The organism is Bermanella marisrubri (assembly GCF_012295615.1).
In the GTDB taxonomy this organism is placed as follows: Bacteria; Pseudomonadota; Gammaproteobacteria; order Pseudomonadales; family Oceanobacteraceae; genus Bermanella; species Bermanella marisrubri.
The window spans coordinates 2,734,101-2,756,067 of sequence record NZ_CP051183.1; the positions used below are offsets into that span (position 1 = coordinate 2,734,101).

Annotated in this window: 25 protein-coding genes; 11 read left to right on the forward strand and 14 right to left on the reverse strand. The window is 44.5% G+C overall.

Annotated elements, in window-relative coordinates:
* Positions 1-66: 66 nt before the first annotated feature.
* The 5 genes from HF888_RS12720 to HF888_RS12740 all read left to right on the forward strand — a co-directional run bounded on the left by HF888_RS12720 (position 67) and on the right by HF888_RS12740 (position 4,016).
* A complete protein-coding gene (locus tag HF888_RS12720; protein WP_007016525.1) occupies positions 67-513 on the forward strand; it encodes a ComF family protein in 447 nt (148 codons plus the stop codon).
* 44 nt (positions 514-557) lie between these two features.
* Positions 558-1,568, forward strand: a complete 1,011-nt coding sequence (locus HF888_RS12725; RefSeq protein ID WP_007016526.1) for a serine/threonine protein kinase — start codon at positions 558-560, stop codon at positions 1,566-1,568.
* 36 nt (positions 1,569-1,604) lie between these two features.
* The gene (locus tag HF888_RS12730; RefSeq protein ID WP_007016527.1) at positions 1,605-2,150 is read left to right on the forward strand and encodes an outer membrane beta-barrel protein; all 546 of its coding nucleotides are present in this window, start codon (positions 1,605-1,607) and stop codon (positions 2,148-2,150) included.
* 78 nt (positions 2,151-2,228) lie between these two features.
* The gene (locus HF888_RS12735) at positions 2,229-2,960 is read left to right on the forward strand and encodes a type 2 periplasmic-binding domain-containing protein (protein ID WP_007016528.1); all 732 of its coding nucleotides are present in this window, start codon (positions 2,229-2,231) and stop codon (positions 2,958-2,960) included.
* A gap of 48 nt (positions 2,961-3,008) precedes the next feature.
* Entirely contained in the window at positions 3,009-4,016 is a 1,008-nt protein-coding gene (locus tag HF888_RS12740) for a class I SAM-dependent methyltransferase (RefSeq protein ID WP_007016529.1), read from the forward strand.
* A gap of 43 nt (positions 4,017-4,059) precedes the next feature.
* Here the strand turns inward: HF888_RS12740 and HF888_RS12745 are convergent, their stop codons facing one another.
* Genes HF888_RS12745 through HF888_RS12755 form a run of 3 tightly spaced genes read right to left on the reverse strand, consistent with a single transcriptional unit; the run spans position 4,060 to position 7,117 of the window.
* Positions 4,060-4,866, reverse strand: a complete 807-nt coding sequence (locus HF888_RS12745) for a DUF1338 domain-containing protein (RefSeq protein ID WP_007016530.1) — start codon at positions 4,864-4,866, stop codon at positions 4,060-4,062.
* A gap of 13 nt (positions 4,867-4,879) precedes the next feature.
* Complete coding sequence (astA, locus tag HF888_RS12750; RefSeq protein ID WP_007016531.1) at positions 4,880-5,902, reverse strand: arginine N-succinyltransferase; 1,023 nt, start codon at positions 5,900-5,902, stop codon at positions 4,880-4,882.
* A 9-nt stretch (positions 5,903-5,911) separates the two neighbouring features.
* Positions 5,912-7,117 carry an aspartate aminotransferase family protein gene (locus tag HF888_RS12755; RefSeq protein ID WP_007016532.1) on the reverse strand — a complete coding sequence of 402 codons (1,206 nt, stop codon included), beginning with the start codon at positions 7,115-7,117 and terminating at the stop codon, positions 5,912-5,914.
* A gap of 113 nt (positions 7,118-7,230) precedes the next feature.
* Here HF888_RS12755 and HF888_RS12760 point away from each other — a divergent pair, with 113 nt between their 5' ends.
* The gene (locus tag HF888_RS12760; protein ID WP_007016533.1) at positions 7,231-7,659 is read left to right on the forward strand and encodes an Lrp/AsnC family transcriptional regulator; all 429 of its coding nucleotides are present in this window, start codon (positions 7,231-7,233) and stop codon (positions 7,657-7,659) included.
* An 8-nt stretch (positions 7,660-7,667) separates the two neighbouring features.
* On the opposite strand, the gene dnaB is transcribed toward HF888_RS12760, so the two are convergent.
* From dnaB to rplU, 5 genes are all read right to left on the reverse strand, one after another.
* Positions 7,668-9,041, reverse strand: coding sequence for a replicative DNA helicase (dnaB, locus tag HF888_RS12765; protein WP_007016534.1), 1,374 nt, complete (start codon positions 9,039-9,041; stop codon positions 7,668-7,670).
* A gap of 88 nt (positions 9,042-9,129) precedes the next feature.
* A complete protein-coding gene (proB, locus tag HF888_RS12770) occupies positions 9,130-10,248 on the reverse strand; it encodes a glutamate 5-kinase (protein ID WP_007016535.1) in 1,119 nt (372 codons plus the stop codon).
* Between the two features lie 26 nt (positions 10,249-10,274).
* A complete protein-coding gene (gene cgtA / locus HF888_RS12775) occupies positions 10,275-11,474 on the reverse strand; it encodes an Obg family GTPase CgtA (protein WP_007016536.1) in 1,200 nt (399 codons plus the stop codon).
* A gap of 133 nt (positions 11,475-11,607) precedes the next feature.
* Positions 11,608-11,871 (reverse strand): 50S ribosomal protein L27, encoded by a 264-nt coding sequence (gene rpmA / locus HF888_RS12780; protein WP_007016537.1) that lies wholly within the window; start codon positions 11,869-11,871, stop codon positions 11,608-11,610.
* 88 nt (positions 11,872-11,959) lie between these two features.
* Positions 11,960-12,271 carry a 50S ribosomal protein L21 gene (gene rplU, locus HF888_RS12785; RefSeq protein ID WP_007016538.1) on the reverse strand — a complete coding sequence of 104 codons (312 nt, stop codon included), beginning with the start codon at positions 12,269-12,271 and terminating at the stop codon, positions 11,960-11,962.
* A 340-nt stretch (positions 12,272-12,611) separates the two neighbouring features.
* On the opposite strand from rplU, the gene ispB reads away from it, so the two are divergent.
* Both ispB and dsbD read left to right on the forward strand, forming a co-directional pair.
* Complete coding sequence (gene ispB, locus HF888_RS12790) at positions 12,612-13,580, forward strand: octaprenyl diphosphate synthase (RefSeq protein WP_007016540.1); 969 nt, start codon at positions 12,612-12,614, stop codon at positions 13,578-13,580.
* 175 nt (positions 13,581-13,755) lie between these two features.
* Positions 13,756-15,567: a protein-disulfide reductase DsbD gene (dsbD, locus tag HF888_RS12795; protein ID WP_007016541.1), complete on the forward strand. Its 1,812-nt coding sequence runs from the start codon at positions 13,756-13,758 to the stop codon at positions 15,565-15,567.
* A 15-nt stretch (positions 15,568-15,582) separates the two neighbouring features.
* Here the strand turns inward: dsbD and HF888_RS12800 are convergent, their stop codons facing one another.
* From HF888_RS12800 to rpsF, 5 genes are all read right to left on the reverse strand, one after another.
* On the reverse strand, positions 15,583-16,179 hold the full coding sequence (locus HF888_RS12800; protein ID WP_040297426.1) for a LysE/ArgO family amino acid transporter: 597 nt from the start codon (positions 16,177-16,179) through the stop codon (positions 15,583-15,585).
* A 122-nt stretch (positions 16,180-16,301) separates the two neighbouring features.
* Positions 16,302-16,751 carry a 50S ribosomal protein L9 gene (rplI, locus tag HF888_RS12805; protein WP_007016543.1) on the reverse strand — a complete coding sequence of 150 codons (450 nt, stop codon included), beginning with the start codon at positions 16,749-16,751 and terminating at the stop codon, positions 16,302-16,304.
* Between the two features lie 64 nt (positions 16,752-16,815).
* Positions 16,816-17,667, reverse strand: coding sequence for a DUF2232 domain-containing protein (locus HF888_RS12810; RefSeq protein WP_007016544.1), 852 nt, complete (start codon positions 17,665-17,667; stop codon positions 16,816-16,818).
* A 13-nt stretch (positions 17,668-17,680) separates the two neighbouring features.
* Positions 17,681-17,908, reverse strand: a complete 228-nt coding sequence (gene rpsR / locus HF888_RS12815; RefSeq protein WP_007016545.1) for a 30S ribosomal protein S18 — start codon at positions 17,906-17,908, stop codon at positions 17,681-17,683.
* 14 nt (positions 17,909-17,922) lie between these two features.
* Entirely contained in the window at positions 17,923-18,336 is a 414-nt protein-coding gene (gene rpsF, locus HF888_RS12820) for a 30S ribosomal protein S6 (RefSeq protein ID WP_007016546.1), read from the reverse strand.
* 491 nt (positions 18,337-18,827) lie between these two features.
* Between rpsF and HF888_RS12825 the strand changes: the two genes are divergently transcribed.
* Positions 18,828-20,072 (forward strand): serine hydrolase domain-containing protein, encoded by a 1,245-nt coding sequence (locus HF888_RS12825; RefSeq protein WP_007016547.1) that lies wholly within the window; start codon positions 18,828-18,830, stop codon positions 20,070-20,072.
* A 90-nt stretch (positions 20,073-20,162) separates the two neighbouring features.
* Here the strand turns inward: HF888_RS12825 and HF888_RS12830 are convergent, their stop codons facing one another.
* Positions 20,163-20,510 (reverse strand): Mpo1-like protein, encoded by a 348-nt coding sequence (locus tag HF888_RS12830; protein WP_007016548.1) that lies wholly within the window; start codon positions 20,508-20,510, stop codon positions 20,163-20,165.
* A gap of 246 nt (positions 20,511-20,756) precedes the next feature.
* On the opposite strand from HF888_RS12830, the gene HF888_RS12835 reads away from it, so the two are divergent.
* Positions 20,757-21,278: a cytochrome b gene (locus HF888_RS12835; RefSeq protein ID WP_007016549.1), complete on the forward strand. Its 522-nt coding sequence runs from the start codon at positions 20,757-20,759 to the stop codon at positions 21,276-21,278.
* A 43-nt stretch (positions 21,279-21,321) separates the two neighbouring features.
* Positions 21,322-21,900: a YceI family protein gene (locus HF888_RS12840; protein WP_007016550.1), complete on the forward strand. Its 579-nt coding sequence runs from the start codon at positions 21,322-21,324 to the stop codon at positions 21,898-21,900.
* Positions 21,901-21,967 lie beyond the last annotated feature (67 nt).

The window sequence follows — 21,967 nt, forward strand, 5'->3', positions numbered from 1 at the left end:
CTCGCTTCACCCCCCGCCTTCTCCAAAGTAATTGCACCGTTTCAGTATGTTGCCCCCATCAAGCAATTGCTGGTTCAATTCAAACGGGGGCGTAATACGGCACGTCCATTTCTGGTCAATGCACTGATAGAGCAGCTCAGCGACCACGAATTCGAGTTAATTGTACCTATACCTTATCACTGGAAACGCTTAATTCAGCGCGGTTATCATCCTACCTTGCACCTAGCCCAGCTAATTGCTCGTCATTTCTCCTTGCCTGTTTCAGAATGTCTTGTGCGCCCTCGACCGAGCGTTAGTCAGCGTGGCCTCTCTCGCGAACAACGTAAAACGAACGTAAAAAACGCATTTGAGGTGAACTCTGCGCAATATATTGAAGGTAAGAATGTCTTATTGATTGATGATGTCATGACAACAGGAGCCACAGCCCATGAAGCGTCTCTAACACTGATTAAATCTGGCGCCAAAAGTGTTTGTGTCGCTTGTCTAGCGCGCACGCCGCCACAGACAATTTAGGAAAAGATCAGGTACAATCCTGCTCTTTGTCTTTGAGATTTGCCATGAATGATCACGAACAAGAGCTTAGTCACGAATACGCTCAGCTTAATCCAGATCGAATTCTGAATATTCTCGATGAAATATTGGCACCGCTCAATTGGTTGTGCTCAGGTCATGTCCTCGCTCTGAATAGCTATGAAAACCGTGTGTACCAAATTGGTGTCGAAGAGCATCCAGATGTGATCGCAAAGTTTTATCGCCCCAATCGCTGGAGTCGAGAAGCGATTTTAGAGGAACACACATTTGCCTTAGAGGCCGTCGAATCTGAATTGCCAGTTGTTCCTCCACTGGAAATAGATGGCGAAACGCTATTCGAAAAAGATGGTTTTATGATTGCTCTTTTTCGCAAACAAGGCGGCTACAGTGGACAACTCGAACGTCTAGACGATTTCGAACAAATGGGTCGCTTATTGGGTCGGTTGCATCAACTCGCCAATAGCATTGAAATACAGCACCGTCCACAAATGACGCCGCAAACCTTTATTAAAGATAGCCTGAACTACCTATACGAACAGGATTGGATTGATCCCAATGTAAGCCATGCTTACAAAAGTCTGGCCACAGATTTAGAAGGCCTAGTAGACGAGCGTTGGCAAAGTATTCAACCCAACTTACAGCTCTGCCATGGGGATTTGCATGCCAGCAATTTACTCTGGGTGGACCACACCCCCTACATGCTAGACCTAGATGACTGTCGTTTAGCCCCTCGAATTCAAGATATGTGGATGCTGCTCTATGGTGAGCGCGACGAAATGCTTAGCCAACTTGATGCCATTGCAAGAGGCTATGATATGTTTTTGCCGTTTCCTAGCCAGCAATTAGGCCTAATAGAAGTGTTAAGAACCATGCGACTGATCCATTATAGCGCGTGGCTAGCCCGTCGCTGGGATGATCCAGCATTTAAGCAAGCCTTTCCTTGGTTTGAATCACCTCGCTACTGGTCTGATCAAGTTCTCACTTTACGCGAACAGTTTGCCAATATGCAGGAACCTGCTTTGCAGCTCGCATTCTAAGCCAATAGAATGCTGAATTTTTTAAGGATGACTCTAATGCAAATAATGAAAACATTGACTACGGGTTTAGTTTGCTTGGCTTCACTAGGTACCAACGTTGCACTTTCACAAGAAAGCACTACAAAAGCGGCGGATACAGACAAAAAAATTACCATCAACTTAGATAAACTCAGAGTCGGCGTTGGCTTCAATTATAATCGCATCGATAACTCCTCGCTTAGTTCAGCAAAAGACGGTAAAGCCTCTGGTTCACAAGTCTTTTTCGGTTACGCCCTTGGTAATCGCTATGGTACAGAAACCTCTATAGAAGCGGGATACATAAAAAGTGGTGAGCTATACGATAATAGCGATATTGATGTAAACGGTTTTTGGGGCAGCGCCGTTGTGCGTAAGCCTTTACCGGAAATCCGTGAAGACTTGAGTGCCATTGCTCGTATTGGTGTGGGCTTAAAAGGTGACGACGGCTTATTTGTTGGCATTGGTGCCCAATATGATATTCACCCCAACGTCTTTGTGCGTTTGGAATATCTAAACAAAGACCTAACACAAAGCTACCAAGCTAACTTAGGTTTTTCATTCTAGTCATTGAGTCCACTGAACATCTGACAGCGGTTTTTCAACTATAATTGCTTAGGACAGAACTGCTGTTGGATTTCGATCATGCCACCATATCGATTCGCTTACACCATTTTACTGATACTACTCTCTGTAAAGTGCAATGCCCTTGAAATGGGTGTTGCATCCTCCCAAGTAGCACCTGTGGCATCTATTTATTACGATTCGAACGGCCCCAAGCTTCGGCCTGAGGGTATATTGTATGAGTTGGGCCAATATGCAGAAAACTATACCTCAGAAAAGATTCGCTACAAGGTTATACCGAGAGGAGACGTGGACACCCTACTCTCCAATGGTCAATTACAATCTGTTTGCTACACCAGAGCAGAATGGCACCCAAACCTTGACAACATACTGCTCACAGATGCCTTCATGCAAGATAAGGAAATCTTGGTTTCGATCAAACCTCATATACCTAAAATACAAAAATATAACGATCTGAATGGCATGGCAATCGGGCTCATGGAGCACTACCAATATCCTAGATTCCGCCATCTCATTGATAGTAAAGCCGTTATTCCGGTTTATCATAAGCGAGAGATATACAATATTATCGGCTTGTTCCGTGATAAAAAGGTCGATGTGATTTTAATTAAGGAACGAACTCTGAAACACCTGCTTGAAGTTATTCCTGATATTGTGGGCAAGGAAAGATTATACAGCCACCCACTCTCCACAAATTTATTGATCCACTGCGCTGTAAGCAAACATCATAAAAAGCAACTACCGGTTCTAAATAAAGCTATACAGGCCTACACCCAAGACCATCCACTTTAATACTGGTATTATACCCACCATAATTAATGCGCGTTTCAATGGATATCTATGCCTTTAGCTCCTCCTAGTCAGTTACTACTGCAACAAGATTTACCTGAGCATGCTTTGCTGGTCAATCCTCCCCATGATGACCTAGCCCAATCTATACCTAGTGGATGGCATGCTGCCTGTTTTAGCCATAGCACCAATACTGTATTTGAAACTCAAGGGTTTGAGACCGTATCTGTATTGGCGCCAAAACAACATGCTTATCAAAGCATCATTGTCTATTTACCAAAATCCAAAAATCGATTGCAATATGTCATCGACTACTGTTGTTCGAGCCTTGCAGACGATGGCGAGATTTGGTTTGTTGGTGAAAACAAAGGCGGAATAAAAAGCCTTGCCAAGCAAACCAAAAAACTCTTTGAGCAAAGTGATAAGTTTGCCACAGGTAAACACAGCGCCATTGTAAGTGCCAGCAAGCCATTAACTGCAAAGGACTTTGAACTACAAACCTATTACCAGAATCAAGTAAACGAACTTGATATGCATGTACAGGCTCTGCCGGGTGTGTTTAGCCAAGAAAAGCTAGATAAAGGCACTGAAGTATTACTGAAAAATCTACCTCGTAAAATTAAAGGTAGAGTGTTAGATTTCGGCTGCGGCGCTGGGGTCATTGGATGCTATGTTCAACAACATCGCGAAGTCGACGAGATTGATATGCTCGACGACGATTTACTTGCTGTCAAAAGTGCGCAACGCACGATTGAAAAGAATAGCATTCCCTACGCTGAGGCTTTTGCCAGCAATGGCTTTGATGAGGTAGAGGATCGCTACAACTGGATCATAAGCAACCCTCCTTTTCATCAAGGAGTAAAAACCCATTACGAAGTGACGGAGCAGTTTTTAGCAAAGGCTAAAGACCACTTAAAGCTTAGCGGCAAGCTTCTTATCGTAGCCAATGAATTTTTAAGTTATGAAGTCATTCTCAAATACCACTTTAAGATGGTCAAAGAGGTGGCCAGAGAAAACGGCTTTAAAGTGCTGCAGTGTGAAGGCATCATGAGAAAATAGAAGGTCCTGCCCTACTTCCAACAAAGCAGCCTAGCTACAACGACTAGTCTGCTTTGTTCGTGCTTTCAAATATCTTATCTGCGGATGCTTCAACAAATCCGCTATATAGCTTTCCGTCTGGCTTCTTGTAGCGAAGCGCAAATTCGTAGAAACAACTTGGAATCGTCAGCTGTCCATCACTGAAGTCCAACGTTTTCGTATCTGCCATGGTAGAGCTTTGCTCTAGTAGTACCTCCGGTGAACCCTTTATCTCACCGCCTGCACTATTGAGCGTATAACCAGAATCCTTCAGCTTTTGATTGACCGCTTCAATCGTATCGTATTGCTCAAGCTCATTAATGCTCACCGTGAAATGATTTGCTCGAAAGCCCCAAGCCGACATCCATGCCGCGTATTCACTTTCAGCGGCCAAGGTTTCATAAACTTGGCGCTCTACTGACCAATGAATACCACTATATAAAAAGTCATCGGCCAAATAGGCTTGTTCATCCACACTATCAACTAGTTGATTAATTAAGTGTTGCGCCTGTTCAGACAATTGCTCGCACAATAGTTGAGAAATGAACACTTTAGGTAGCGTTGGGTCTTCATGCTCAAAATGCTTTGCGTATAGCTTCTTTGCCTTAAAGTGATACTCTCCGCCCTCTTTATAGCCTAGACGAATAAAATGCTCAGCCAGTTTATCGAGGTTCACTTTGTCGTGATTAAATGTGCGCAAAGCAATATGATCATTGATAATAGGTTTATCTTGAGTAGCACCTAGCAGTTCATGAATACTCATCGCTGACGGCGTATGGTTTACATAATCTTGCCACAAGCCTGCAAACAAGGATTCAGTATGGTTGTGCATGTCAGTCTCCCTATTAAAGTACGAAAAAGCGCACTTCGTCTTGATTAAATACGTTAAGTTGTTCCGCTACTTCTGGCGAGATGTTTACGATTCCAGACTCTTCGTCAAAGGACATATTGTTCGTAAACGTGGCGCGAAAACCTTCAGTATGTTGATTGCAAATGGCATAGACGATTGCCGAAGGCTCAGTGGATTGAATGCTCACTTTAGCCGTTTTAGATTGCTTTACACCATCTATCTGATCAAACTTGCATTCCACCGTTGGACCCGCATCGAATAGATCCACATAGCCACGATTTTCAAAGCCTTCCTTTTCTAAAAGCTTGAGCGCAGGCAAAGTATCCTTGTGGACTTTCCCTATCACTTCCTGAGCATCTGAGCTTAATAAATTGGCGTAGATGGGATATTTAGGCATTAATTCAGAAATAAATTCTTTATTGCCGAGACCAACTAGGCGATCCGCATGGGGAAACTCAATACTAAAGAAGTGCTCTTGTAGCCATTGCCAAAACGGCGAATTACCTTCTTCGTCTTGATGGCCACGCATCTCCGCAATAACACGCTCAGAAAACCGCTGAGGATGCTGCGCCATAAATAAAAATCGCGCACGAGATAAAAACCGACCTAACTGACTTCTTCGATACTCAGGACGCAAATACAGAGTGCAAATTTCACTACTACCTGTGTAGTCGTTGCACATACTCAATACCTCAACGGCATTGTATACATCCAATGTGCGAGAGTAGTGAACGGTTTTACCTATGTGATAATGATAGATGGGTATATGAGTTCCGACGGCTGCTTCAATTCCTGAGGTCCCTACAATACGATTCGTATCCGTATCCTCTAATACAAACAAGTAGGTTTCATCAAAGGCCTGCTGAATGTCGCGAGCCACGCTTTGTTCGGTTCTTGTTATTTTATTACACAACACATTGTCATCAACCGGCAGTGACGTAAAACCATGACCAGAAGCAATAGCAATGTCTTTTAACTCAGAGAAATCACGCTGGGTAATTGGACGCAGTACAAACATACCTTCTACCTACACCGAGACCATACACTTAACTGCTGCATCCAAGCGCGTTAACCCCTCATCGATATCTTTATCGGGGATAATCAATGAGGGCGTTAAACGTAAAATATTTGGACCTGCCACCAAACACATAACACCCTGCTGCAAGCCATGGTTTAAAAGCTCACGAGCTTTACCATGAAATTCTGGTTTTAATTCGGCACCAATTAATAGGCCTTTACCACGCACATCGGAAAACACATCGTAACGCTCACCAATGGTTTTCAAGCCTTCTTTAAGGCGTTCACTTTTGACTGTCACTTGTTCCAGTAGCTTTGGATCACTAACGATATCCAGTACCTTCAAACCCACAGCACAAGCCAAAGGATTACCACCATAAGTTGAGCCATGCACACCCGCTTTAAAACAAGCGGCAATATGTTCTTTGGTTAGCATGGCAGCAATAGGAAAGCCTGCGCCCAAGGCTTTAGCTGTGGTGAGCACATCCGGCTCAACACCTAAGCTTTCGTACGCGTAAAGACTGCCTGTGCGGCCCACACCGGTTTGTACTTCATCGAAAACCAAAAGCGCTTTATGCTGATCGCAAAGCTTACGAACTTCGTGGGCAAAGTGTGGGTCGGCTTCAATGATACCGCCTTCACCTTGTATCGGCTCCATAATGACGGCACAGGTATCATCATCAATCAGTGCTTTAAACTGTTCGATATCGTTAAAATCACAATGCACGATATTGCCAGGTCGAGGTCCAAATCCTGCGGAGTAAGCTTCTTGACCACCTACGGTTACGGCAAAGAAGGTTCGGCCATGGAACGCTCGCGTAAAACTAATAATTTTCGTTTTATCTTCACCATGTTGCTCAATGGCATATCGACGCACGAGCTTAAACGCGGCTTCATTGGCCTCGGCCCCGGAGTTTGCAAAATAAACTCGATCAGCAAAGGTTTTTTCCGTTAAGGATTTGGCCAAATTCAAGGCTGGCTCGTTTGTCATGACATTGGATAAATGCCAGAGTTTTTGGCTTTGTTCCTGCAGGGCTTCAACCACATCAGGATGACAATGACCGAGGCAGTTCACAGCGATACCACCGGCAAAATCGATATACTCACGACCTTCTTGATCCCATACCCTAGACCCCTTACCAGAAACAGGAATGATCTCAGGTGGGTTGTAGGTAGGTACCATGACCTCATCAAATAATGAGCGTTGAACTGACATAAGCAACCTCTTTACTTTTTAATCAGTATGGAAGAAGAAAAAACTATTTTGCAGCTATAAATTGATTGTATTGACTATAATTATTTGACAAATTAACCACTCAATTGTGAAAAATGATTAATGATAAAGATCAAACATTACTAGAGATACTGCAAAAGAACGCAAGAATTAGTATTTCTGAATTGGCTCGTACGCTTGGCATATCCCGCACAACAGCTCAACATCGCTTAGAGAGACTAGAACATTCTGGGATTATCGAGGGCTATCGAGTCAATTTAGGATCGACCTACCTCAAGGCACTTGTTGCTGCCCATGTGTCGATTAAAGTAAAACAAAAATTGACCATGGAAACCTGCGAACAATTGCACAAACTGAGTGCCGTACATGCATTGCATGCAATAAGCGGAGAGTTTGATTTGATTGCAGAACTGCAAGCAGCGAGCCTAGAACAGCTCAATGGAATACTGGATGAAATTGGGGACTTACCAGGGGTAGAGCGCACCGCCTCATCGGTTATTTTAGAAACCAAGTTTCGGCGGTGAGTTAGTTTTTACTCTGCACCTTGCTCATCATAATAACCCGGAGCGAGGTTTTCAAAACGAGTATATTTACCAATAAAGGCCAAACGATCAGTTCCAATCTCACCATTACGATGCTTACCAATAATGATTTCACCAATGCCTTTGTCAGGGGAGTCTTCGTTATATACCTCGTCCCGGTAGATGAAAGCGATGATATCTGCGTCCTGCTCAATGGCGCCCGATTCACGCAAGTCTGACATAACTGGTCGCTTATTAGGGCGCTGCTCTAGTGAGCGGTTAAGCTGAGAAAGCGCAATGACAGGACAGCCAAATTCTTTCGCGATAGCTTTTAGCGAGCGAGAAATTTCCGAGATTTCTTGTGTACGCCCTTCACTCTTGCCGGCAACCTGCATCAACTGAAGGTAATCCACCATAACAAGTGCAAGGTCGTTATTATTTTCACGATAAACACGACGACAACGGGCACGCATTTCTTGTGGCGTTAACGCAGGTGTATCATCGATATAAAGAGGTTTATCCTTCAGCATATTGAATGCTGAGGTTAACTTTGGCCAATCCTCTTCATCCAATTTACCTGAACGCAATTTATTGGAAGGGATGCGTCCGACAGATGAATACATCCGCATTAATATCGCTTCTTTGGGCATCTCCATACTAAATACTAATACTGGACGATTAGTATTCAATAGAGCATTTTCACAGAGGTTCATGGCGAAGGTCGTTTTACCCATGGAAGGACGACCGGCGACGATAATTAAATCCGCCTCTTGGAAACCATTAGTGCGCTTGTCCAGATCAGTAAAGCCTGTGGTTAAACCGGTTAAGCCATCCTCCATTTGGAAAAGCTCTTCAATCTTTTCCAAGGTTCGCGACATAATAGGGTTGACGTGCTCTGGGCCCGAGTCTTTTTTACCGCCGCCTTCTGCTACTTCCGCAATGCGTTTTTCAGCGTCACTAATAAGGTCTAAAGGATCGTTGCCTTGCGTATGATAAGCGGACTCGGCGATATCAGTAGCCGCTTCTGCGAGACGACGCAACAGCGATTTCTCTTTTACGATATCTGCATAGGCTGCAATATTAGCTGCTGATGGTGTACTTTCGACCAGTTCAGACAAATACTCTAAGCCGCCCACTTCCGCCAAAGCATCAATTTCTTGCAGCTCATCACTAAGTGTTAATACATCGAATGGTTTTTCTTCTTCAGCTAGCTTGCCGATGATGGTATAGATCTGGCGGTGTTGTGTTCGGAAAAAATCAGCAGGTATTAAGCGCTCACTCACCGTTTCAAACGCACGATTATCAAGCATTAAACCACCCAAGACTGAGCGCTCTGCATCCACCGAATTGGGTGGCATCTTGATAGTGTCCGTTTCGTGTTCCATGAATTGCTTAACTCTATTGTTATTCTGCTACGACAAAGGAGAGTTAGTTTGCCCAGTCTTACAAGCGAAGACAAGAGCAAGCCAATGGTTATACTAAAACCAAGTTATCTCGGTGAATCAACTCGGGTTCATCCATGTAACCAAGAATATCGAGGATTTCTTTACTTTCTTTACCCATGATTTTCTGCGTTTCAAGGGCGTTATAATTGATCAAACCTTTCGCAATGATTTGACCTTGCTCATTAATACAAGCAACTACTTCACCGCGCCCAAAATTTCCGTCCACATGAACCACGCCCACTGATAGCAAGCTTCTACCCTGTTCAATCACGGCTCTAACTGCTCCTGGGTCCAATGTAATTTGACCTCGGGTTTGTAAGTGACCGGCAAGCCACTGCTTGCGCGCCGCCATGGGCTCTTGATCACTACACAAAAGCGTACCCAAAACTTCATCTTTATTTAAGCGCGTAATGACGTTTTCAATACGACCACCCACTATCACAGTAAAACAACCAGAACGAGCCGCCAATTTTGCAGCGCGCACTTTTGTCGTCATACCGCCACGCCCCAACTTGCCGCCACCGCCAGCTACGGCTTCAATATCTGGATCTTCAGCGCGAGCTTGCTCAATGAGCTTGGCGTTTTTATCTTTGCGAGGATCCGCGGTATAGAGTCCGTCCTGGTCTGTCAAAATGATCAGCGCATCAGCCTCTATCAAATTGGCGACTAAAGCCCCGAGCGTATCATTATCGCCAAAACGAATCTCATCGGTGATTACCGTATCGTTTTCATTAATGATAGGCACAACTCCAAACGATAACAGCGACGTAATGGCAGAACGCGCATTAAGATAGCGTGTTCGGTTGCTGAGGTCAGCGTGAGTCAATAGTACTTGTGCGGTGACATACTGATGGCGAGAGAAATTACTTTCATAACATTGAACCAAACCCATTTGGCCAACAGCTGCAGCGGCTTGTAATTCATGTAAGGCGGTAGGCCGTTCAGACCATCCCAAGCGTGTCATACCTTCTGCCACAGAGCCAGAAGATACAAGGATTATTTCTTTTCCCTGGGCCTTGAGTTCAGCAATTTGGTCCACCCAGTTGGCGATGCCTGCTTTATTTAAGCCGGCGCCGTCATTGGTTAAAAGCGCACTACCAATTTTAATAACAATGCGCTTTGCGTTCGCAACAGATTGACGGCTCATAGGTGTCGATATTTCCTAATCTTTTGTTATTCGTAGGTATAAATAAACTCTGGACCATCGTCGTTGTCATCATCATTCTGCTTCGCCGCTTTACGGGCTGCTCGTTGTGATTTACGACGGTCCGCCAATTCTTCCATTCTGTCGCGTGCTTCTTTCTCGACCAAATTACGATGAGCTTCTTCTGCTTCTTTGAGACTAGGATCCTCAGCCATGGCTTGCGCTTTTTCATCCAAGAAACTCATGATGTCAAAAACAATTTGCTGAGTGCCTTGTTTTGAGATGGCAGCAATCTTATAAACGGGGCCTTGCCAACCTAACTCATCAATCACTGCTTGGCAGCGCTCTTCACGCTCTTCTTCTGGAACCAAGTCTAATTTATTCAAAACTAACCAGCGCTCACGCTCGGCCAGCTCAGGACTGAATTTATCCAATTCATTAATAATGGCTTTCGCATTGTCTGCTGGGGTCGAGCCATCATAAGGATTCATATCAACAATATGCAGCAATATTCGCGTGCGAACTAAGTGCTTAAGGAAGCGAATTCCTAAGCCTGCGCCTTCCGAAGCACCCTCAATCAAACCAGGGATATCTGCAACCACAAAGCTTTTATGCTTGGCTACGCTGACAACGCCTAAATTAGGTACCAAGGTGGTAAAAGGATAATCCGCGACTTTTGGCTTGGCTGCTGATACAGCGCGTATAAAGGTAGACTTACCTGCATTGGGTAAACCTAAAAGTCCTACATCAGCAATCACCTTCATCTCAAGCTTGAGATTACGGCTTTCACCCATGGTGCCTTTTGTTGTTTGGCGAGGTGCGCGGTTAACAGAGGATTTAAAATGGATATTACCCAGGCCACGGGTACCGCCTTGCGCGACTTTCAACTCTTGGCCTTGCTCGGTCAAATCCCCTAAGGTCTCCATGGTGTCTTCATCAATAACCGTGGTGCCCACAGGAACTCTTAAGTAGGTATCTTCACCTTTTTTACCGCTCATTTCACGGCCCATGCCGTCTTGACCGGTTTCCGCTTTGTAGCGACGTACATAGCGATAATCTACAAGTGTATTAACAGCATCATCGGCTACGAGAATAACGCTACCGCCGTGACCACCATCACCACCATCTGGACCGCCCTTCGGGACATATTTTTCCCGTCGAAAGCTCATGCAACCGTTTCCGCCTTTACCGGCTTCGACAACAATGCTGGCTTCATCAACAAACTTCATTTTATAAACCTCATTATGCTGTCTGGCTACATTGAGTTTCTTAAACGTTCATCCTGAACATAAAAAAGCTCTGGTGCTAGGCACTCAGAGCTTTTTGCACTAACACTTAACGTATTAGTTGGATCAAAGGGTATTAGTTAGCAGCAGGTACGATACTTACTTGCTTACGAACAATACGACCTTTCTCTTCAAATTTCACATAGCCATCCGCTTTTGCGAATAGAGTATGATCTTTGCCTAGGCCTACGTTGTCACCAGCGTGAACACGAGTGCCACGTTGACGAACAATGATTGAACCTGCAGTTACAAATTGACCACCGAAAGCTTTGACACCTAAGCGTTTACTTTCACTATCGCGACCGTTACGAGTACTACCAGCAGCTTTTTTGTGAGCCATTTGGTCATCTCCTTGTTAAAGTCTCGGGCCTTTGGATATTTTACCCAACACTTTTTAGTTAATAGATAAGGTTACGTCTCGCTTAAAATTAAGCAGAGATACCAGTAATTTTTAGTTCAGTGAACCACTGACGGTGGCCCATTTGCTTCATGTGGTGCTTACGACGCTTGAACTTGATGATCTTCACTTTCTTGTGACGACCGTGAGCAACAACTTCAGCTGTCACTTTAGCACCTTCAACTACTGGCTGACCGATTTTTACGTCGTCGCCATTACCCACAAGAAGAACTTTCTCAAGCTCAACTGTTTCACCAGTAGCGGTTTCGATTTTTTCTACTTTAAGGGTTTGACCCTCTTCAACACGGTATTGCTTACCGCCAGTTACAACAACTGCGTACATGTTTTGTCTCCAAAGACTGATGTTTCGCTTGCGATGTTTCTATCTGGACGGCTACTTTGCTCTTCATTCGAAGACCTACTTCTATGAACGCCGCTCTGGACGCTCTATGGTAGGGAGCCAACACCCATGCCCGCCAAGATTGTAAGACAATCAATGATTTAGCGGTACCACAAGTCGGGCGCGGGATTATATAGCAATATCACGGCTAACGCAAAGCTTATGCTCTACCCACTCCTTGACGGTACTTTCTAGCGCAAAAGCACCAATAATGCGAGCTTGAGACTTGCCTAGGTGGCCACAGCTCTTTAGGATACGGCCTTCCTGAAGGAAGTGATGATCCATGCAATTTAATGACATTTATCAGGTTGTAGAAACCGAATTCGCTCGCACCAACGAAATCATACTTGAGCAGCTCTCTAGCAACGTACCCATGGTTGAAAAAATCGGCCATCACATCATTGAAAGTGGTGGCAAGCGCATGCGTCCACTACTAGTGCTACTTGCCGCTAAGGCACTGGAAAGTAATGAGCAAAATCATCCTCTTTTAGCCAGTATTATTGAATTTCTCCACACCGCCACATTGTTACATGATGATGTCGTCGATACCTCTGACATGCGTCGCGGTAAAGCCACTGCGAACGCTGCCTTTGGCAATGCCCCTAGTGTGCTTGTGGGCGATTTCCTTTATAGCCGCGCGTTCGAAATGATGGTGCAATTGGGTTCCATGGAAGTCATGGCCATTTTATCCAACGCCACTTGCGTCATCGCTGAGGGCGAAGTGATGCAGCTCATGAATGTTAAAAACCCAAATGTGGGTGAAGACAAATATATGGATGTGATTCAGGGCAAAACCGCCATGTTGTTCGAGGCGAGCTCCCATTCTGGTGCCAAGCTGGCCAACGCATCACCAGAGCAAGCTGAAGCATTGCGCCTATTCGGACATCACTTGGGCATGGCATTCCAGCTGGTTGATGACGTACTTGACTACATCGGAAATGCGGATGAATTAGGTAAAAACGTGGGCGACGACTTGGCAGAAGGTAAGCCTACACTGCCGCTGATTTTCGCCATGCAAAACGCCTCACAAGAACAAGCCGATGTCATTCGACAGGCCATTCGTAAAGGTGGCACTGAGGATCTACCCAAGATCATTGAGATTGTTCAGAGCTGTGGAGCCATTGATTACACCCAGCAAAAAGCACAAGAACATGTGAATCAGGCATGCGAAGCCATCGCTATCCTTGCAGATACGCCCGCCAAACAAGCACTGCAAACTCTGGCCGATATGGCTATTAACCGCAACAAATAGACTCTATAGAGATAGCAGGCTGATTCCACACAAGAATCAGCCTACTCGCACTCGCCCAATTGGCCAACGCAACTAGGCCAATACCATCACACTTAGCCCAAACGACCATAGGCAATTGGGAACAAAGTCGCTACATTAGACTCCTATTGCGTATCTATTAAATAAGCCGTTATTTATGAAGCCGATGTTAAATCTATTATTGCGCCCAGTGTTACTGTTTAGCCTTATGCTAATGACGCTGAATTCTTACGCCAATCTCTTTGGTTCAAGCGCCCTGCCTGCCAATGAAGCCATTCAATTCAGCACTGAGCAACGAGATAGCCAACTCGCGGTTCAGTTCGAATTGGCTGATAACATTTATCTTTACCAAGACAAAATTAAATTAAGCTTTGCAGATAAAACCACATACTCCCATTTCGGATTTGAAGAATCCCCTGTTGTTATTGAAGACCCTGCGTTTGGTAAAGTAGCCGTGTTTTATGAGCAGGCAACATTGCTGATTGACCGCAGCAAACTACCTGCAGGTACAGAATCCCTTACCATGAAATACCAAGGCTGCGATGAAGCCATTGGTTTATGTTATCCACCACAAAAAGCTCAATTGGATATCACCCCAGCAAGCAAAGCATCGAAACAAGCTTCAGTTGAATCAGCATCAAATCAACAAGACCTGAACAGTGCAAAAGGTATTTCCGGTTTTCTTGAAAACGCTAGCGCTACTTGGGTGATTCTCACCTTTTTATTATTAGGCATTGGCCTGACCTTTACGCCATGCGTTTTACCCATGGTGCCCATTCTTTCTAGTGTTATTGCGGGTCAGAATAATCTCACGCCCAGCAAAGGCTTCGTACTTTCCACAACCTATGTATTAGGCATGGCCATCACTTTCGCCATTGCCGGTGTCATTGTTGGCATGCTTGGCGCCCGATTTAATATTCAAGCTTATATGCAGCAATCTTGGGTACTCGCCATTTTTGCCGGGTTATTCGTCTTACTCGCGTTGTCGATGTTTGGCTTTTACGAGCTTCGCCTGCCACGCTTTATTCAGGACCCGCTCAATCGCCTCAATGAAAAACAAGAAGGCGGCAGCCTTGTCGGTGTTTTCTTCATGGGTGTGTTAAGCGCCATTGTTGTCAGCCCATGCGTGACCGCTCCCTTAGCAGGAGCCTTGGTTTATATCAGCACTACAGGCGATGCTGTACTTGGCGGCTCGGCATTATTAGCGCTTGGACTGGGAATGGGTGTTCCGCTCATCATCATCGGAACCACTGGGGCGTCTCTACTACCTAAAGCAGGTATGTGGATGGAGCAAGTCAAACACTTCTTTGGCGTATTACTGCTTGCCGTTGCTTGGTGGGTATTGGGACGTGTACTTCCTGAATGGATTTACCTAAGTGGCTGGGTAATACTTGCAGGGATATATGGTGTGGTTTTGGGAGCTTTCGAACCGGCCCACAGTCAAAGCCAGCGCGTAATCAAAGGCTTTGGTCTTCTTCTGGTCGGCATTGCCTTAAGCTTAATGATCAAACTGATTGTATTCCCAGCAGGCATCCCTAGTGCGATGGCTGTACAGAATTCAGGAGTAGTCGTAGGCCAAGCGGCGATTCAGCAAAAGCAAAGTGATCGCTTCTTCCAAACCATTTATAGTCAGGCCGAACTTAGCACCGCAGTAGAAAAAGCACAGCAGAACAATCAGCTTGTTTTTGTGGATATGTATGCGGACTGGTGTATTGAGTGCAAGATTATGGCGAAAACGTTATTTACAGACCCTGAAGTACAAGCCAAATTAGACCCATTCGTGCGCATCAAATTTGATATCACCGACTATAACGATGACCACAAAGCCTATTTGGAATCACAAATTGTATTCGGCCCACCAGCATTAATCTTTTATGGCTTCAATGGACAGGCCATTGATGAAGCAAAAATATTAGGGGAAATCAGTAAGAAAGACTTTCTCAACCACTTGGACCAGTTTGACCCCTAAGCGGCAAATATGTTTTTACTCATGCAGCAGACTAAGTGCAATATAAAACATAATTGCGCCGACCAAACCATCGAGTAGCTTCCATGAGAGAGGACGCTCAAATAAAGGCGCAAGCTTTTTTGCTGCAAACCCAAGACTAAAAAAGAAAACAAATGACGCCGAGATAGCCCCCAATCCAAACATTAGCGGTTCGATATATTGTGTCGAAATACTCCCTAAAAGCACTACAGTGTCGAGATAAACATGAGGGTTCAACCACGTAAACGCTAAACAAATAGCAATCGCCTTGAAAGGTGTCTGCGCTCCTAATTCACTCGCTTTTAATATATGATCTTTGGCAAATGCTGAGTAAAGACTCACCCCCCCATATCCAATAAGGAATGCCGATCCTACATAGCGTGCCACTACTAAAACATCTGGATACGCTTTTACAATCGAACCAAAGCCTGCAACACCTGATGCTATAAGCAACGCATCTGACAAAGCACACACTAAACATACCCAGAATACATGTTCGCCCTTAATCCCTTGACGCAAAACAAAAGCATTTTGCGAACCAATGGCTAGGATCAATGAGAACCCCAATGAAAAACCAGAAATAAAAGTACTCAAATAAACCTCTGTGGCTAACAGAATATGTCTAGCAACGAAAAAGTATAAGTTTAGGCTTCTCTAAAAAAACAAAAAAACCCGCCGAAGCGGGTTTTTTCACAATTAGAAGATTCTAAAAGTGATTACTCTTCAGGTACAACGTGTACAGTTAGAGAAGTAGTCACGTCAGCGTGTAGCTGAAGTGTAATCTCGAATGTACCAGTTGTACGTAGAGGACCGTTTGGAAGACGGATTTCAGATTTGTTTGCTTCTAGACCAGTAGAAGCAATCAAGTCAGCCAGGTCGCGAGTACCAATAGAACCAAATAGCTTACCTTCGTCACCAGCTTTAACAGCCAATGTTAGTTCTAGCTCTTTTAGTTCTTCAGCACGTTTTTCAGCGGCTGCTAGTTTCTCAGCTGCTTGCTTTTCTAGTTCAGCGCGACGAGCTTCGAATTCTTTAACGTTTACATCTGTAGCTGGAACTGCCTTGCCTTGTGGGATAAGGAAGTTACGACCGTAACCTGCTTTTACAGTTACCTGATCGCCTAGGCCACCTAGTTTTGCTACTTTTTCTAGAAGAATAACGTTCATAATAGTTTTCTCTCATTACAGGGCATTTGAGCCATTAAATCCAATGAACTCAAATAGTTAATATTTATGCCGTGTCTTTTAGTCTACTGCGTATATCGACCAAACAGTCAATCAACGCAACTAAAATTAGTAACGCGTACATGTAAGGTAAAAAGAACACAAGGCCAACGTAAAACATAAACAGCCATTGCGAACTCATTTGTTTCTTTTTAACAACGGAGTGAATCAAGCTGATACCCGCCAAGAAAAACGGTACCAAAACCACAGGTAACCATGAAACAAAATTCACAGATGAGGTGCCAATTAAGGACACTCCTATAGCCAGTGCAGCAAACCAAACAGGAAAGCGCAGCTCATGAAACTCCTCTGCAAACCCACCAGGGTTATACAGTTTTGCCTGCCAAAAGCGAGCAAGCAGCAATGAACCCATTGCAAATAGCTGCATCAGTGCCGATACCGCACCCAGCAAACTGGGCAGAATCCAAGGCTCTATTTGGGCCGCTGATTCTGGCATTTGCTCTTTAAATGCTTCTAGGTAAATTTGGCTGCCCTGCTTTAACATGGCATACCATTCTTCACTGATGATCGGTAATAAGATCACGGTTGCAGCCCCTGTTACCAAGCTACTTATAAGTGCTTTAGGTAAAGAAACTGAAAGCCTTAATACCGAGGCCATTATCGCCGCACCTAAGATCACGACGATAACGGTTAATTCGTGCTGGGCTGCATACCAAGCAATGCCTGGTAACAACGCGGCCAACAGCACATTGATTCCTTGAGTGCTACCTTGGCGTAAAATCACCAAAGCAACAATCGCTGCGCTCAACCAGTACATCACAGGTAACGCAGCGAATAGCACCGCCAGAATCATCGCCTGACGAGGGCCTTGCATGACAAAGCGTGCAATGCCGGTCATACAGACTTACCGATTACTTATGAGCATCAGTGTATGGCAATAGCGCAACATAACGAGCACGCTTAATTGCTGAAGAAAGCTGACGCTGATACTTAGCTTTCGTACCTGTAATACGGCTAGGAACGATTTTGCCAGTTTCAGTGATATAGCCTTTTAGAGTATCTAGATCTTTATAATCGATCTGATCCACACCTTCTGCAGTGAAACGGCAGAACTTACGACGACGGAAAAAACGAGACATGATAGATACTCCTATTATTCTTCAGCGTCAGCAGCTTGCTCAGCAGCTTCTTCTGATTTAGTTTCTGCTTTTGGCTCGGCCTTAGGCTCGTCACGACGATCTTGACGGCTTTCAGCAGCTTTAATTGGAGAAGCTTCAGTCACAGCATCCTTCATGCGAATAACCATGCTACGGATTACTGCATCGTTAAAACGGAAGGTGTTGTTCAGCTCAGCCAGAGTATCGTTATCACACTCGATGTTCATCAGAACGTAGTGTGCTTTGTGGATTTTCTGGATTGGGTAAGCAAGGTGACGACGACCCCAGTCTTCTAGACGGTGAATCTGACCACCAGCTTCTTTGATTGAGCCAGTGTAACGCTCGATCATAGAAGGTACTTGTTCGCTTTGATCTGGATGAACCAGAAATACGATTTCGTAATGACGCATATAAATGCTCCTTATGGGTTAATAGCCTAAAGTCGGTGCTCTTCACACAGCAATAGGCAAGGAGGCCTGATCTGCCGTTGCAAATCAGGGCAGCGAAGTATGCATAAAAACTAGGCACATATCAATAGTTTCGGGCCTTGTAGAGCAATTCAGACCTGTATTTTAAATAACATTTGGATATAAAACGTCTTTTTCCAAGAAGGCAGGAACTCTTCTTAAACCCCATCGTCTGAGTATTCAGCTGGGGCGAACATGGGTTTGGCCGCCCTTAGCCAGCGCCTTTCCCCAAGGGCGCTATCATTGTGTTCCTTAAGCAAGCATTTGCCCCTCCGCGAGAGGGGCTTTTTTTTAACTTTTTTTCAGAGGGCTTACACTGGGCCCGAGCGCTAAACACCTTCTATTGTCACTTTTAACCACCCGAAATACCGGATAGGCCATTTCCCAAAACACATTCCTTAAGTATGCTAAGTCAAAAAATAATAAGGAATAGCATGTTGAAACTTTTCAAGTGGGCTGGAATCAGCCTTTTAATCATGGGTCTGTTCATTGGTATAGGCTTTTATACCGAACTGCGCCAGCTCTACCACACGGTTCGTCTTTTTGATGCCGATGTCATCGTACATAATTTTTCCCATTTACCGGAAATAGCCCCTACCAAAACCATAGAGAAGCAAGGTCCCGTCTTCAATCTAGGCTCATCAGCGAAGGATCTTCCCAACACCTTTCAATACAAGGGTGAGGCCCGAAACATCCAAGAGTTCATAGAAAACAGCAGCACAACCGCCTTAGTGGTTCTGAAAGGTGAAGACATCACATTTGAACAATATTACCAGGGCACCGATCAGTGGGATCAACGCATATCTTGGTCCGTGGCAAAGAGTTATCTCAGCGCGCTTTTTGGCATAGCCGTAAATGAAGGACATATTCCGGACCTCGACGTCCCTGTGACCGATTATGTGCCCAACTTAAAAGGCAGTGGATATGACGGTGTAAGCATTAAGAATGTCTTGCAGATGAGCAGTGGTGTTTATTTCAACGAGGATTATGGCGATTTCAACAGCGACATTAATCGCTTTGGTCGCATTATGGCTTTAGGTGGTAGTTTTGATGATTTTGCAGCATCGCTCACTAAAGATGAAACTCGTCCTCAAGGTACCTTCATGCACTACGTGAGCATCGATACTCATGTTTTAGGCATGGTATTGCGCGCTGCTACAGGTGAGCGTATCGAAGATTATTTTACCGAAAAACTTTGGAGCAAATTAGGTACAGAGCGCGACGCGATTTATATCACCGACAGCACCGGAGAGCCCATGGTGCTAGGTGGCCTGAACATCATTAGTCGAGACTACGCGCGTATGGGGATTCTCTACCGTGACAATGGCTTCTATCGCGGCGAGCAAATTGTTCCTGAATCTTGGATTGAAGATAGTATCACGCCGGATGCTCCGCATTTAATGCCAGGCAAGCGCGACAACGCCACAACCAATTTCGGTTATGGCTACCAATGGTGGCTACCAGAGAATCCTGATCAAGAATTTTTGGCCATCGGCATATACGGTCAATACATCTATATCAATCGCAAACATGATGTGGTTATTGTTAAAAATAGCGCCCACAGAGACTTCATGGCAAATGACTACGAGAGCAAAGATATTGCAGTAGCTGCGTTCCGCTCTATTGCACGTTCATTAACTGAGCCGGAAGCAACGCGAGATACGGCGCTCATGAGATAAAACATTACCTTCGCTTCACTAATTAAAAAGCCTAGCATTTGCTAGGCTTTTTAATTTAGTAAACGCTTATTTCTCACATGATGGCACACACTATTGGTGTGCCTGTTTATGCACGGGTTTAAAGTGCTCTTTCGGCAGAGAAAACGTTAAGGCCTGCGCCAGCATCACCCAGTCAGAAACAAAACTGTATAGCGGGTACTTAAAAGTCGCTGGTCTATTGTGTTCAAAAAAGAAATGTCCTATCCAAGCAAAGCCATACCCTATGACGGGCAAAGCCCACAAGTAAATGTATTGAGCCGTAATGATACTAAACGTAAGCACCGCCAAGACCAGTAAACTGCCCACGTAATGGAGTACGCGACACACCGGGTCGCTGTGCTCTGCCAAATAAAATGGATAAAACTCTTTAAAGCTTTCTATACGTTTTTCTTCAGCCACTTTGACGACCCTCTCTCAAAAATTCTTATTGTTTTGAACGTTTTTTGAATCCTTCAGTCCATTATGCCGCCACCTTTTGCTTAACCCATTGGCTTTAAGAGACAGGGAGTTTACTTGTGAAGTCAACGTTATTGATATGGCATCTAGACTGATCGAATTAACTAATTAAATACTGCAATTAATTAAGGTTTATTATCGATTTAATTGCATTAAGATTATCTGAATCGAATAAACTAAGTGCTTACTATGGAAAAGTATTCAAAAACCAGCCGATTTTTACATTGGACGACTGGACTCGTTATCCTTGGCTTATTCGCTGTGGGCGTGTGGATGAGAACACTGGATTACTATCATCCTTGGTACCAGCCAGCCCCTGAGTACCACAAGGCTGTGGGTATATTACTAGTTGGTCTTATTGTGCTGCGTCTCACGTGGCGTTTTCTTAGCAATACTCCCAAACCACTGTCCAGCCATAGAAAGTGGGAAATCAAGTTAGCCCATATTACTCATGCAATGATGTACCTAGCTATTATTACTATCTTAGTCAGCGGATACATGATTGCGACTGCAGACGATCGTGGCATCGATGTATTTGGCTGGTTTACTTTTCCAGCCTTATTTGAAGCATTTGAAAATCAAGAAGACGTCGCGGGCTTCATCCACGAATGGGTAGCCTACATTTTAATGGCATTAGTGGTGCTACACGCATCAGGCGCCATCAAACACCATTTCATCGATAAAGATTCAACCCTAAAGCGTATGCTATAGGTATATAACACTACACAAAAGAAACGATACAAAAGGAGACAACATGAAGAATACATTAAAAGCCATCACAGCTGGTCTAGCCCTTAGCTTAAGTGCTCAAGCGTTTAGCGCAGAAAATTACCAATTCGACATAAAGGGCATGCATGCCTTCATCGAATTTAAAATTAAGCACCTTGGCTACAGCTGGCTGAAAGGCCGCTTCAATGACTTTGATGGTCAATTTGTTTATGACGGTGACAATGTAGAAAACTCTAGCGTTAATGTCACGATCAAAACCGCAAGCGTAGATTCAAACCATGCAGAGCGTGATAAGCACCTACGTAGCGACGACTTCTTAAACGTTAAAAAGCATCCAACGGCCACCTTTAAAAGTACTAAAGTTGTCAGCAAAGGCGAAGGCATGGCTGATATTCATGGTGACCTAACACTTAACGGAGTAACTAAAAAAGTAGTTATCGATGCCAAAGAAATCGGCGCAGGCGAAGATCCTTGGGGCGGTTTCCGTCGTGGTTTTGAGGGCACTACCGAAATTGCGTTAAAAGACTATGGTATCGATTTCAACCTTGGCCCAGCCTCTGAAACCGTACAACTGATTTTGAACATCGAAGGTGTACGCCAGTAATCGAGCAAAAAGAATTACCTAAGCACCCCTAGGTAATGAAAGCGGTAAGCCCTAGGCTTACCGCTTT